The sequence below is a fragment of the Rathayibacter tritici genome, from assembly GCF_001641005.1.
GTDB classification, from domain to species: Bacteria; Actinomycetota; Actinomycetes; order Actinomycetales; family Microbacteriaceae; genus Rathayibacter; species Rathayibacter tritici.
Genome location: NZ_CP015515.1, coordinates 2,595,230 through 2,608,567 on the forward strand (window position 1 = coordinate 2,595,230; position 13,338 = coordinate 2,608,567).

Genomic DNA, 13,338 nt, shown 5'->3' on the forward strand with positions numbered 1-13,338 from the left:
GCCGCCCGTGCGCCTTAGAGGGTCGCGATCTTGTCGGGGCGGAAGCCGGACCAGTGATCATCGTCCGTGATGACGACCGGCGCCTGAAGGTAGCCGAGGGCCTTCACGGCCTCGAGGGCCTTCTCGTCGACGGAGAGGTCGAACACCTCGTAGTCGATGCCCTTGCTGTCGAGGGCGCGGTACGTCGCCGTGCACTGGACGCAGGAGGGCTTGGTGTAGACCGTCACAGCCATGTGTGTCGCCTTTCGGAGGGGAGTGTTCCGGTGCCGCTCCGCGGCCGGTGGCCCGGGGTTCGGGCGGGGTCGGGGAGGAGGTGGTGGGAGGAGCAGGAGGAGGTTCAGGGGGCCGGTGGAGCTCTCGCTCCGACCCGTTCGTCAATACTACATATAGTGGGGGGCCCGGCGTCAGCCCACTAGACGTAGTAGTTACAGCCGTGTAGTTATCCACCGGTTCCTCCCCCGTTCATCCACAGGCCGGAGCCCGTGGAACCGCGCAAGGACGCGGATCGGGACGAACCATCCACAGCTGTGGATGAGACAGATCCGTTCCCTGGGTACAACGCCGTGCGGCGTGTCGGCATGCCCGGAGAGTACGCCCGACCACCGACACCGATGGGAAGTCAGAGCAGGCGCGCAGCCCACACCCTGGCGACGGCGCCGAGGAACCGGACCGGGTCTGCGAGCGCCGCGGAGGCCGAGCCGGCAGCCTCCGTCAGCGACCCTGCCGCGGAGAAGCCGGTGGTCGGTGCGGTGATCGCGCCGGCGACGAGCAGCGCCCGCGCACCGGCCGCCTCCGCGAGTCCGAGGACGTAGGAGGGAACCTTGCCCGCCGCGGACTGGGCGTCGAAGCGCCCCTCCCCCGTGATCACGACGTCGGCGCCGGTGAGGAGCGCCGGAAGCCCGACGGCCCGTCCGACAGCGTCGGCGCCAGGGGCCAGCCGCGCACCCCAGGCGAGCAGCCCGAATCCGGTGCCGCCCGCCGCTCCGGCTCCCGGCGCGTCCGGGTCGGCGTCGAGGTGCGCCGCGAGATGCCGGAGGCCGCCGTCGAGCCGAAGCACATCCTCGGGCCCTGCCCCCTTCTGCGGCCCGAAGACGCGAGCCGCTCCAGAGTCGCCGAGCAGCGGAGCCGTGACGTCGCTGAGCACGACGGCGCCCCCGAGCGGCAGCGGCCGGAGCCCGCGCAGGTCAACGCCGGTGAGCTCCATCAGTGCCCCACCTCCGTCGCCGAGGTCGTGACCGGAGAGGGTGGTGAAGCGGGCGCCGAGCTCGCGCAGGGCGCCGACGCCACCGTCGGTCGAGGCGCTGCCGCCGATCGCGAGCAGCAGCGAGTGCGCTCCTTCATCGAGCGCGGCGGCGATCGCTCGTCCGAAGCCGCGGGTGTGGGCGGTGAGTGGGCGGAGGGGATCGAGCAGGCTGATTCCGCTCGCGGACGCGAGCTCGACCACGGCGGCGCCGTTCGGCAGCAGCAGCCAGTCGGCGTTGACCGGGCGGTCATCGGGGCCGGGAACGACGGTCGAGTGCCGCTGCGCTCCCGACACAGCCAGCCCGAAGGCCTCGACCGTGCCCTCTCCGCCATCGGCCATCGGCGCGAGGACGACCTCGTCGCCCGGACGCTCGGCGCTCCACCCCTCGGCGAGCGCCCGCGCGACCTCGACCGCACTCGCGGACCCCTTGAACGAGTCCGGCGCGACGACCACCCGGAGCGCGCTCATCCGCCCAGTGTGGCAGGAGGCGGACGATCAGCTGCGCAGCTCCCGAGCCGGATCGACGGCCGCCGATCTTGCGGCAGGCACGCTCGCCGCGACTCCCCCGACCAGCGCTCCCAGCAGCGGTCCCTGCCAGAGGACCGCCACCGTGACGACGGGAGACCAGCCCTGCCCCGTCGAAATCGCGAGGACGACCCCGATCCCGAGCGCGGTGCCGAGAGCGCCGCCGAGGAGTCCCGTCATCGCGCTCTCGAGGACGAAGAGAGCGCCGATCGCGGTGCGAGATGCTCCGAGTGCCCGGCGAAGACCGATCTCGGCCCTCCGCGAGCTGACTCCGCTCCACGCGGTAGCGAATGCACCAAGCCCTGCCAGGACCAGCAGCACTGTCCCCGTCGTCCGGACCAGTTGCTCGAGCTGAGCGTTGATCCTGCTGCGCAGCTGCGTGAGATCGGCGGTCGTCTCAGCGTGGAAGGTGGTCGGAACAGCCGGATCCAGAGCCGTGGGAGCGATGTCCGCGACCGCCCTGGCCAGCCCTGGTTCGGTCGAGGCCAGGAGTATTCCCGGCTGGGTTCCCGTCGAGATCATGGTGACCGCCTCCCGGCCGATGACGATCGCCCGGCTCAGGTCGGCAGCGGCCGGGCCGACAGCGGTGATGGCGCCCACGACGCTGAAGGATCTGCCCCCTATCGAGAGGGTGGCTCCCTCGGCCCCCGGAACGATGCCGAGCCGCTCCGCCGCCTCCGCTCCGACGAGAGCGATCCGACCGGAGACCGGCTCCGGAGCCGAGAGCAGCCCACCAGCCGACGCCGGCTCCGTCGTGATTCCCAGGGCTCCCACCGCGTCGGCCCCGAGGGCGACGACGGAGACGTTCTCGGCGCTGGGGTCGAGCACCGCCTCCGGAGCCCGCTGGACCGGCGCGCGAAGACCCGCGACGTCCCAGCGCAGCCCGACGTGCAGGACGCCCTCGACGCCCGCAAGGCGCTCAGCGTCTTCTTCGGTCACGTCCCCGCTCGCTCCGCTCGACGTCAGCCGCACGAGGTCGCCGGCAGCACTCCGGACCGTGTCATCGACCTGGCGCGCAGCCGTCACGGCGAGCGCGTCGGCGGCGACGAAGCCGCCCGCCCCGATCGCGACGATCGCGACCGCGACCAGCGCTCGTGCAGGTGCGGCGAGCAAGCCCAGCACGGTGTCCGCGATCAGAGCGCGCACGCGGTGCCGACGCGCATCGCGTGATGGAGCAGGAGGCGGGGAGGCGGCGGCGCTCTCGTCCGCTAATGCGTCCGGACCCTCGAGGCGTCCACGCCGCATGGCCAGGTTCCGATCGGCCCGAGCGGCCAGCCTCGTATCGTGGGTGACGACCACGAGCGCGAGGCCGCCCTCGCGCAGCGTCTCGAGGAGGCCGACGATGCGGTCGCCGGTTTCCTCGTCGAGGCTCCCCGTCGGCTCGTCGAGCAGGAGGACGCTCGGCCGGTGGACCAGAGCGCGAGCGATCGCCACGCGCTGACGCTCTCCTCCCGAGAGCAGGTCGACGCGCGCGTTCGCCTTATGAGCGAGCCCGACCGCGGCGAGAGCCTCGGTGATCCGCTCCGTCATCGCGTCTTCGTCGATCCGCCCCGCATGGGCACCGACCGCGATGTTCTGGGCGGCGGTGCGGCCCGGCAGCAGGTGGGCGTCCTGGAAGACGAAGCCGAACCGCCGAGCGCGGAGCTCGTCACGCTGCCGGTCCGCCATCACCGCCGTGTCGATCCCATCGACGAGGAAGCGGCCCTCGCTCGGGCGGTCGAGTAGGCCGAGGATGTTCAGGAGCGTGGACTTCCCGGATCCCGAGGGTCCGGTGATGGCGACGAACTCACCGCGGTGCACGACGAGGTCGACCCCGCGCAGGGGGTGGTTGTTCACGTCGAAGCGGCGCTCGACTCCGGAGCATTCGAGGACAGGCACCGGTCAGCCGATCACGACGGTATCGCCGACCGAGAGCGCGGGCTCGCCGTCGAGCAGCGCCCAGCCGTCCGCGACTACGCGGACCTCGATGTCGACCCGCTGGCGGCCGTCCGGCCGGTCGACGTCCACGAAGCTCGTGGCGCCGTCCTGCCGCAGTGCGGTGGCCGGAACGGCGATCCGCTCGGCGCCGCGGTCGCCGAAGGTCACGGTGACGGATGACCCGGCAGCGAGGGAGGTCCGCGTCTCGGCCGAGACGAGGACGGTGACGTCGTGCCCGGGAGCCGACTTGTCGACCGCGGGCTTGAATGGCCCGATGCTCTCGATCGTCCCGGTCGCGTGCTTGGTGGAGGCGGGATCGACGATGGACGCGGCAGCGCCGACCGCGAGGGAGTCGGCGGAGGCGACGTCGACCCGGGCGATGACGCGGTCGGGCGGCACCGTCCAGGTCATGACCGTGCCGTCGCCAGGGATCACGGAGTAGAGGGACGGCGCGGTGGCGACGGTGAAGTCCGACCGGTCCAGGTCGACGATCTCACTGAACGGCAGGCGGCCGCCGCGCGGGCCGAGCACGGTGGTGGTGGGGGCCGGCGTCGGCTGCGTCCCGCTCGGCGCTGCCGAGGGGAGCGCTGAGGCGGGAGCCGCCGAGACCACGTCGGGCCCGCGCTGCGCCCGGTAGCCGCGGTCCTCGTAGAAGGCCGCCAGGGAGGCGACGGTCGCGGAGTCGTAGGTGTCCTCCTCCGAATCCGCCGCGTAGCCGAGGCCGGCGAGTGCGCCATTGAGGGCGAGGACGTCCTCGCCCTCGTCGCCCTGGGCGAGATCCCGATAGTGCGGTCCGTCGATCGCCAGGGCGAACACGGGCCGCTCCGCTACGGCGAACAGGAGTGCGCCGTCGACCACGGCCGAGCCCACGCCGAGCGGCGCCGCCGTGATCTGCGCGGCCGCCGCCCCGGAGGGGGCGACGGCCTGGACGCTGACGGCCGTGCTGCCGCCGACCGTGCCGAGCGCCGACGGAAGCGGCAGCGTGCGCTTCTCGACCGTGCCCGTCGTCGTCAGCGTCCGCTGCGCGTTGCCGAAGGCGGTCGCGTCGGGGGCACGCAACGCCTGCCCCAGGAGGAAGGCGGCCGCCATCGCGCCGATCACGGGGACCAGCACAACGACGATCACCCAGGGGCGGGGACGGAGTCGGAGCGTCGGGCCTTCGTCAGTGTCCGCCGTGCTCACTGATCACCTTCTCCGCGAACGCGACCCGCTTATCCGTCTCCTTCTTGTCCTCCACCAGCGCCGCCTCATTCTCGGCGATGAATGCCACCTGATATGCGGCGACCACATCCACGAACGTCTGCGCCGCACCCGTCGACGACAAGCACTCCACCTGATCCAGCGCAGCACGGGTACCCGCCTCACTGTCCGCAGCATCGGCGATCTTCGGAGAGGTCACCGCCCGCTGCTCGTCCAAGGCATAGCCCTTCCCGGACAGGCAGGCGCCGAACTCGGACTGGGCGTGCGCCCAGATGGGGTCGTCGCTCGCCCAGCTCCAGGTCGCCTTCCGACCCCGCTCGTGAATCGACTCCTCGGGCGTCCGGTAGCTCAGCGACGCGATCTCCTCGCTTCTGCTGTCGACGCCGACGCACTGTAAAATCGCGCGATGCGTCTTATCGGAGTACAAGGCCTCGTTGTGCTGACGTGCCTCGGCGAGCGCACTTGGCGCCATCCCGAGACCTCCTTGCAGCGCCCTCGCCTTCGTCCACACGCCGAAATACTTCAGCGACCACATGGTGGAGGGCGGATAGTCGAGCACGTTCGGGAAACTCACGTCGTAACCGGCCGCGCGAACGCAGTCCTCTGCGAGCAGGTCCGACCCCCGTTCGAGCAGCTGCCGCTCGTGCGCGTTCGGTCCGTACTCGTCCAGCGGCTCCTGCACCGTCTCCGTCGCCTCCTCGAGCACAGCGGCATTCGGCACGAACTCGATCGACGACGGCTTATGCACACCGTCATCTGCGCCGGACGAGCATCCACTGAGCAGGAGCAGCGCGCACCCGAGCGGGAGGATACGAGCACGCATCATTCGTCCGCCGTGATGCTCGAAGTTCGGTCGTTCCACGAGTGACCGACATAGCTCATTGTCACGACGTTATTGAAGATCTGCCCCTGCTTCTTGTCGTCCTCCCAAGCGCAGTATCGCCCATCACGGCAGAACTTGGTCTGCTCAGTAGCATTCGCCGGAGCGACGCCGACCGCTACGACCGAGGAGGCGGCGAGCAGCAGCGATCCGACGATGGGAGGAAAGAGAGGGGGTGAGGTCATTCAGGGAGGTTCCTTCCGGATGGTCTGTTGACGAATCCGAGGAAAGCAGAAGTCGAGAGGTCGTCGCCTGTCCCGGCGCGAAACGCCGCATACGCGAGAGACGCCGCTCAGGCGAGGGAAACCCGGCTAGACCAGGACCTTTGCGCTTCTATCAGCGTGAGAAACTGCTCGTCAATCGTCATAACACGCCAACAAATTACGTGCAAACCGTCGCGGCTACACCCGATCGAGCGCCCGCGCCCGTCGCCGGGTCACGGCCCGCAGCTCCGCCTCACGCTCCGTCGAGCGCCTCCGCCAACCGTCGCGCCACAGCCCGCAGCTCCAGTTCCGATCCGCGCACGCGCTCCTCGAGGCCCGCTGCGCGCTCCGCGACCACGGCCTCGGACTCCGCCGCCCGGTCCTGCCCTTCCGCGATCGAGCCGCGGAGCTCGGCCACGACCGCACTGAGCTCGTCGAGCCCCGCGCGCAGCCCCGCAGCTTCCTCGCCCAACGCTTCTGTCTCGGCCCGGGCGGCGTCCAGCTCGCCGCGCAGCCCGGCCGCCTCGCCGCGGAGCCCGGCTGCCTCGCCGCGCAGCCCGGCCACCTCATCGCGCAGGGCCGCGGTCTCGCCGCGCAACTCCTCCGTGCGCAGCCGCGCCTGCTCGAACCAGGGCGAGACCAGCCGGTACACAGCGTCGCGGAGGGCGAGGCCGCCGCGTCCGAACCGGGTCGGCGCGGCGGCCGGGTCCTGGAGGAAGTCGTGGTCACTGGTCATCGTCGGTATCCCGTCCGGAGAAGCGGCGGTGGAGCACGTCCATCGCCCGCTGATCCTTGTCCATGATGTCTGCCTCGAGAGTGGTGTCGGCGACGCGCTCCGCGAGGCCCGGCCGGAAGCGGCGCTCGAGCGAGGCCTCGATGAGCTCGACCGAACGCTCGAACGAGAGCGGTCCGCGGGCCGCCTCCCGGCCGCGGCGGCCGAGCGCCTCGAGGTCGATCGCCCCGGTCGTGACGTCGCGCATCGCCGCGAGGAGGGCAGGTGCGGAGCGGGTGATCTTGATGCAGTCGACGCCGTCGATGAGGAACTCCGCGACTCCGCTGGCCGCCGTCACGATCGGAACGGCGCCCGCGGCTGCGGCTTCGACCGGCGCGACGCCGAACGCCTCGCCCGCCCAGGTGGGGAAGAGGAAGGCGTCGGCGCGCCCGTGTGCGGCGAGCACCTCGGCGTGCGGTGTCGCTCCGTGGAACTCGACCACACCAGCCAGGCCCGCCTCCGCCGCCCGCGCGCTCCAGCAGGCCACATCGCCGTCGCCGTAGAGGTCGACGCGGAAGTCGCGCGTCTCCTCCGCGAGCGCCGCGGCCGCCTCCAGTACCAACCCGACGCCCTTGTGCTCGCCGAGTGACGCGGCGAAGGTGAACCTCGTGATCCCGCCCTCGCGGTAGTGCCTCGGCTCGGCGGAGTCGCTCGGTACGCTCACTCCGCGACCGATCACCTCGACCTCGCCCAGCCTCAGGCCGCCGGCCTCGATCGAGTCGACGAGCGATCGGCTGACGGCGACGATCTCGCCGCGGTCGAAGTGGTCGGGGGCCTGAGCGCCGTAGACCGCGAGCACGCGCTCGGACAGCCCGTCGACCAGGGCGTTCGGGATGCGGTCGCCCAGGTTCCACATCCACGGTGCCTCGACCGTGCGCAGCAGGTCGATCAGCGCGAGGCCACCGAGGCCGAGCAGGTTGAACGCGACCACGTGCGTCGGCGCGAACTCGCGCAGCTCCTCCAGCAGGATCCGGGTGTTCTCGAAGCGCGAGACGGCGCTCTCGTGGTGCATCAGCTGGGCGACCTCACCGCCGGTCCGCGGCAGCGGGAAGTAGGTGCGCAGGCTCAGCGTGCGGTGCAGCTCCACTCCCGAGGGCTCAGGAGGAAGATAGGTCGGCGTGGTCAGCACCCGCACGGTGTGGCCGCGGGAAGCCATCGCCTCGGCTACTCGCGCGCAGGTCATCTCGTAGCCGCCGAGCACCTGCGGGGGGTACAGGTTGCTCACGAACAGCAGGCGCATCAGGCCCCGACCTCCCGTGCTGCGGCATCGGCCGCGATCACCGCGGTCACCTCCGGGGTGTACGCGGCGCGGACCTGGCGGTCGTTGCCCCCGTCCCAGTAGTTGACGAGGTAGAGCCCCGACTGCTGGGTGCGCGGCACGAACGGGAACAGCTGGGCGCGCGGCTCGATCTGCGCGATCCGGTAGCCGGCGTCGACGGCGCGCACGTGCAGCCAGATGTCGTCGGCGTCCGGAGCGATCTCGCGGAACGCGTCGCCGTGCGCCGCGATCTCGCCGAGCAGGGCGCTGGGGAGCAGCTGACCCGAGACGGAGGTGCCGAAGACGTCGGTCGCGGCAAGGGTGTCGGCGACCGGCGTCCAGCTCGTGTAGGGCGCGACGGCACCGTCGACGACGCCCACTCGGTGGGCGCGATAGCAGAGCACGGTCTCGCGGGGGTAGCGGGAGCGAGCGTCGAGCAAGCCACGGAGCCAGGTGCGCGGGTAGACGATGTCGTCGTCGGAGGTGACGAGGTCGCGCTCGCCCGCCCGGCCGGAGAGCAGGTGCGGGTAGTACTTCGTGTGCACGCGGTAACCGTCGACCAGGCGGATCTCGACACCGCGGCGGCGCAGGCGGCGCAGCGGCGCGGGCAGGTCGGCGTGCAGGGCCGGGTCGTCCAGCCAGAGCACCAGGCGCGCGGGCCGGGCCTGACCGCGGGCGATCGACTCGAGCGCCACGTGCACGCGCTGCAGCCTCTCGCCGTGAGTGGTCATCGTCACGACGACCTCGCCGGCCGGATCGACCGCGGAGCGGCGCGAGAAGCGGTTGGCGAGCGAGAGGAGCAGCAGCTCGAGGCGGAGGGCGGGCGACGGGTGGTCGATCGGCCGGGCGGCGACCGCGGCGGCGCGACGCTCCGCGAGGCGCTGCTGGACGGAGTACCGGACCCGGGCCACTCCGCTCAGGTGCGCGCGGGGGCGGACTCGACGGCCCAGCGCGGCCAGGCGCGTGCGGGGGCGGACGCGCCGACCGATGGCGGCGAGAGCGGGATGCATCAGTCCAGGCTAGCCGGAGCACCCTGAGCGGCAGATCTCCGTCAGAGCTCATCGACGACAACGGAGGCCCGCACGGGGACGGTCCCGAAGCCGCTCAAAGCGGTGGCAGTGGCGCGGAGAGGTGCTGCGCTCGATCCTGTCAGTGGCGGAACCGAGCGCAGCACCGAGACGTCGTGCCCTACTTCTTCGGCAGCGCCGCCGCCAGGTCGGCGATCAGGTCGGACGAGTCCTCCAGGCCCACCGAGAGCCGCACCAGCGACTCCGAGACCTCCAGCGGCGTGCCCTTGACCGACGCGTGCGTCATCTCGCTCGGGTAGCCGATCAGCGACTCGACACCGCCGAGCGACTCGGCCAGCTGGAACAGCTCGGTCGACTCCGCGAACTTCCGAGCCGCACGCGGGGTGCCGAGCTCGAGCGAGAGCATCCCGCCGAATCGCGACATCTGGCGCTTCGCCAGCTCGTGGCCCGGGTGACCCGGCAGACCCGGGTAGTGCACGGCCGTCACCGCCGGGTGCTCCACCAGGAACTCGGCGACCGCCTGCGCGTTCCTCGAGTGGCGCTCCATCCGCACCCCGAGAGTCTTGATGCCGCGGACCGTGAGCCACGCGTCCATCGGGCCGGAGATCGCTCCGACCGCGAACTGCAGAAACGCGATCTTCTCGGCGAGCGGCCCGGAGCGCAGCGCGAGCGCGCCGCCGACGACGTCCGAGTGGCCGCCGAGGTACTTCGTGGTCGAGTGCACGACCACGTCGGCACCGAGCGCCAGCGGCTGCTGCAGAGCGGAGGAGGCGAAGGTGTTGTCGACGACGACGATCAGGTCGTGCGCGTGGGCAAGATCGGCGAGTTCGGCGATGTCGCTGATCGTCATCAGCGGGTTCGACGGAGTCTCGACCCAGAGCATCTTGGTCTCGCCGGGGACGATCGCTCGCTGCACCTCGCGCAGGTTCGCCATGTCGACGGCCGTGTTGCGCACGCCCCAGGCGCTGTGCACCCGGTCGATCAGGCGGTGGCTGCCGCCGTAGGCGTCGTTGCCCAGGACCACGTGGTCGCCGGGAGCGAGCGCGGCGCGCAGCAGGGTGTCCTCGGCGGCGAGTCCGGAGGAGAAGGAGTAGGCGACGTCGGCGCCCTCGAGCGAGGCGATCAGCTCCTGCAGGGAGTCGCGGGTCGGATTCGCCGAGCGGGCGTACTCGTAGCCGCCACGGAGCCCGCCGATGCCGTCCTGAACGAACGTCGAGGTGAGGTAGACGGGCGGCACGACCGCGCCGGTGGTCGGATCGAACTCCTGGCCAGCGTGAATAGCGCGGGTGTCGAAGTGCTGCTTCTTGGGCATTGAGCGGTCTCCCTGGGTCGGAGGTGCGAGGTCGACGGCCGTCAGGCCGTGGCGTAGGTGAGGAGGTCCTGGCGGGTGATGACCGCGACGGGTTTGCCCTCGTCGGTGACGAGGAGGGCGCTGCGCTCGCTGAGCGCCGCGCGGGCGGCGACGATACTCTCGCCCAGTCCGATCAGCGCGAGCGCGTCGCCGACGCACTCGCCGAGCGGGTCGTTCATCGAGGCGGAGCCGGTGAAGACGCGGTCGAGAAGCTCGCGCTCGTCCACCGCTCCGACGACCTCGCCCATCACGACGGGCGGCTCGGCGGTCAGCACCGGCAGCTGCGACACTCCGTACTCGGTCATGATGCCGATCGCGTCGCGGACGGTGTCGGTGGGATGCGCGTGCACGAGCGCAGGCAGCTCGGCCTGGCTGCTCGCCGCCCGGGCGCGGAGCACATCGCGGACGGTGCCCTCGTCGCGCATCTCGAGGAAACCGTAGGAGCGCATCCACCGGTCGTTGAAGATCTTGCCGAGGTAGCCGCGTCCGCCGTCCGGCAGCAGCACGACGACCACGTCCTCGGGGCCGAGCTCGGCGGCGGCCTTGAGCGCCACCGAGACGGCGAGCCCGCTCGATCCGCCCACGAGCAGGCCCTCCTCGCGGGCGAGGCGGCGGGTCATCGCGAACGACTCAGCGTCGCTGGAGGCGATGATCCGGTCGACGACGCTCGGGTCGTAGGCGCTGGGCCAGAAGTCCTCGCCGACGCCCTCGGTGAGGTAGGGCCGCCCGCCGCCGCCCGAGTAGACCGAGCCCTCCGGGTCGGCGCCGATGATCTGCACGCGGCCCTCCGACACCTCCTTGAGGTAGCGCCCGACCCCGCTGATGGTCCCGCCCGTGCCGACTCCGGCGACGAAGTGGGTGAGCCGACCGGCGGTGTCCCGCCAGATCTCGGGTCCTGTGGTCTCGTAGTGGCTGAGCGGCCCGTTGAGGTTGGCGTACTGGTTGGGCTTGAAGGCGCCGGGGATTTCGCGGGCGAGGCGGTCAGAGACGGAGTAATAGGAGGCGGGATCCTCCGGAGCGACGGCCGTCGGCGTGACGACGATCTCCGCTCCGTAGGCGGTGAGGACGCTGCGCTTGTCCTCCCCCACTTTGTCCGGCAGCACGAAGACGCAGCGGTAGCCGCGCTGCTGAGCGACCAGGGCGAGCCCGATCCCGGTGTTGCCACTGGTCGGCTCCACAATCGTGCCGCCCGGCTTCAGCAGTCCGTCACGCTCGGCGGCGTCGATGATGCGGGTCGCGATGCGGTCCTTCGACGAGCCGCCGGGGTTGAGGTACTCGACCTTCACCAGCACCGTGGCCTGCACGCCGGCAGCGACCGGGCCGAGCTTGACCAGCGGAGTGTCGCCGATGAGGTCGAGCACCGAATCGGCGTAGGCCATCCCGGTGTCCGGACGTGCGGGCAAAGCGCGGTCCAGGGTCATTTCGCCAGCGTACCAACCGGGTCGGGGCGTGTGACGGGGTCGGTGCATGCTCTCGGTGAGGTCGCGGGAGGGAGTGCCGCGCGCCGTGTCCGTGCCCTATCGTGGGGGTCCGCGAGCGCCGCCGTCGACCCGGAACGGACCCCGAATGACCTCACCGATCGCCGCACCGCCGCGGCGTCCGGGCGACATCCCTCTCCTCCGCCTGCTCGGTCCGGCGCTGGTCGCCGGAGTCGCCTACCTCGACCCGGGGAACGTGGCCAGCAATATGACGGCGGGCGCCCGATTCGGCTACCTCCTGGTCTGGGTGGTGGTGCTGGGCAACCTGATGGCGTGGCTCATCCAGTACCTCTCGGCGAAGCTCGGCCTGATGACCGGCCGCAGCCTGCCGGAGCTGCTCGGCGACCGGCTCCGCGGCCGCTGGGGACGCCGGGCCTACTGGCTGCAGGCCGAGACCGTCGCGATGGCGACCGACCTCGCCGAGGTGATCGGCGGAGCGATTGCGCTGAACCTGCTCTTCGGACTGCCGCTGCTCGCCGGTGGGCTGGTCACCGGCGCGGTCTCGCTGGTGCTGCTGCTCGTGCAGACACGGGGCGGGGCGCAGCCGTTCGAGCGGGTGATCACGGGGCTGATGGTACTGATCGCGGTCGGCTTCACGGTCGGCGTCGTCGTCGATCCGCCGGACGCGGGCGCCACCGTCGCCGGTCTTGTACCGCGGTTCGAGGGCTCGGAGTCGGTGCTGCTGGCGGCCTCCATCCTCGGTGCGACCGTGATGCCGCACGCGATCTACGCGCACTCCGCGCTCGCCCGCGATCGCTTCGGCCACGTCGAGGGCGTCGGAGCCCGCCGGAGGATCCTCGTCGCCACGCGGATCGACGTCACCATCGCGCTCGCCATCGCCGGCACCGTGAACCTCGCGATCCTCCTCCTCGCCGCCCACTCCCTCGCCGGCGTCGCCGGGACGGACAGTCTCGAGGGCGCGCACGCAGCCATCGGCGCGGCGCTCGGACCCGTGGTCGCGACCCTGTTCGCGGTCGGCCTGCTCGCCTCCGGTCTCGCCTCGACCTCGGTCGGCGCCTACGCCGGTGCCGAGATCATGCACGGGCTGTTGCGGGTGCGGGTGCCGCTGGTCGCCCGCCGGCTGGTGACCCTGATCCCGGCGCTGCTCGTACTCGCGATCGGCTTCGATCCGACGCGCGCACTGGTGCTGAGCCAGGTGGTGCTCTCGTTCGGTATCCCCTTCGCGCTGGTGCCGCTCGTGATCCTCACCCGCGACCGACGGCTGATGGGCGACCAGACGAACCGCTGGTTCACCACCCTCGCCGCCGCCCTGGCCGCCGTCTTCCTCATCGTGTTGAACGGCCTGCTGCTCTGGCTCACTTTCGCGCCCTGACCCACCCCCGATCGTCCGTGCCGATCGGGGAGCGGGCGGCCCGGCTTCCCACGGCTCGCAGTGATCCGATCCGAAGCCTGTCTCGTTATCCTCTGAGAGCGCCTCTCAGGCGCCTGCGCCCGCCACCAGGCGCCTTCCACCCTCAGAACG

Annotated in this window: 12 protein-coding genes; 1 reads left to right on the forward strand and 11 read right to left on the reverse strand. The window is 71.4% G+C overall.

From position 1 onward, the window contains the following. Window positions 1–14 precede the first annotated feature (14 nt). The 11 genes from nrdH to A6122_RS11760 form a co-directional block, all read right to left on the reverse strand. On the reverse strand, window positions 15–233 hold the full coding sequence (gene nrdH / locus A6122_RS11710; RefSeq protein ID WP_068255139.1) for a glutaredoxin-like protein NrdH: 219 nt from the start codon (window positions 231–233) through the stop codon (window positions 15–17). A 386-nt stretch (window positions 234–619) separates the two neighbouring features. Next, on the reverse strand, window positions 620–1,711 hold the full coding sequence (locus tag A6122_RS11715; protein ID WP_068255141.1) for a glycerate kinase: 1,092 nt from the start codon (window positions 1,709–1,711) through the stop codon (window positions 620–622). A gap of 27 nt (window positions 1,712–1,738) precedes the next feature. After that, a complete protein-coding gene (locus A6122_RS11720) occupies window positions 1,739–3,646 on the reverse strand; it encodes an ABC transporter ATP-binding protein/permease (RefSeq protein WP_068255144.1) in 1,908 nt (635 codons plus the stop codon). Window positions 3,647–3,649: 3 nt separating this feature from the next. Further along, complete coding sequence (locus A6122_RS11725) at window positions 3,650–4,867, reverse strand: hypothetical protein (RefSeq protein WP_068255147.1); 1,218 nt, start codon at window positions 4,865–4,867, stop codon at window positions 3,650–3,652. Next, window positions 4,848–5,747 carry a hypothetical protein gene (locus tag A6122_RS11730; RefSeq protein ID WP_167542382.1) on the reverse strand — a complete coding sequence of 300 codons (900 nt, stop codon included), beginning with the start codon at window positions 5,745–5,747 and terminating at the stop codon, window positions 4,848–4,850. The genes A6122_RS11725 and A6122_RS11730 overlap by 20 nt, the downstream gene beginning before the upstream one ends. Beyond that, entirely contained in the window at window positions 5,708–5,950 is a 243-nt protein-coding gene (locus tag A6122_RS11735; protein ID WP_068255153.1) for a peptidase inhibitor family I36 protein, read from the reverse strand. Before A6122_RS11735 ends, A6122_RS11730 begins: the two co-directional genes overlap by 40 nt. A 271-nt stretch (window positions 5,951–6,221) precedes the next feature. After that, window positions 6,222–6,704, reverse strand: coding sequence for a hypothetical protein (locus A6122_RS11740; RefSeq protein WP_068255155.1), 483 nt, complete (start codon window positions 6,702–6,704; stop codon window positions 6,222–6,224). Then, the gene (locus A6122_RS17010; RefSeq protein ID WP_068255158.1) at window positions 6,694–7,980 is read right to left on the reverse strand and encodes a glycosyltransferase; all 1,287 of its coding nucleotides are present in this window, start codon (window positions 7,978–7,980) and stop codon (window positions 6,694–6,696) included. The genes A6122_RS11740 and A6122_RS17010 overlap by 11 nt, the downstream gene beginning before the upstream one ends. Continuing rightward, on the reverse strand, window positions 7,980–9,008 hold the full coding sequence (locus A6122_RS17015; RefSeq protein WP_167542383.1) for a glycosyltransferase: 1,029 nt from the start codon (window positions 9,006–9,008) through the stop codon (window positions 7,980–7,982). Before A6122_RS17015 ends, A6122_RS17010 begins: the two co-directional genes overlap by 1 nt. Before the next feature lie 178 nt (window positions 9,009–9,186). Beyond that, window positions 9,187–10,338: a cystathionine gamma-synthase gene (locus tag A6122_RS11755; RefSeq protein ID WP_068255159.1), complete on the reverse strand. Its 1,152-nt coding sequence runs from the start codon at window positions 10,336–10,338 to the stop codon at window positions 9,187–9,189. Between the two features lie 41 nt (window positions 10,339–10,379). Next, complete coding sequence (locus tag A6122_RS11760) at window positions 10,380–11,756, reverse strand: cystathionine beta-synthase (protein ID WP_068255162.1); 1,377 nt, start codon at window positions 11,754–11,756, stop codon at window positions 10,380–10,382. 187 nt (window positions 11,757–11,943) lie between these two features. Here A6122_RS11760 and A6122_RS11765 point away from each other — a divergent pair, with 187 nt between their 5' ends. Continuing rightward, entirely contained in the window at window positions 11,944–13,188 is a 1,245-nt protein-coding gene (locus tag A6122_RS11765) for an Nramp family divalent metal transporter (protein ID WP_068255164.1), read from the forward strand. Window positions 13,189–13,338 lie beyond the last annotated feature (150 nt).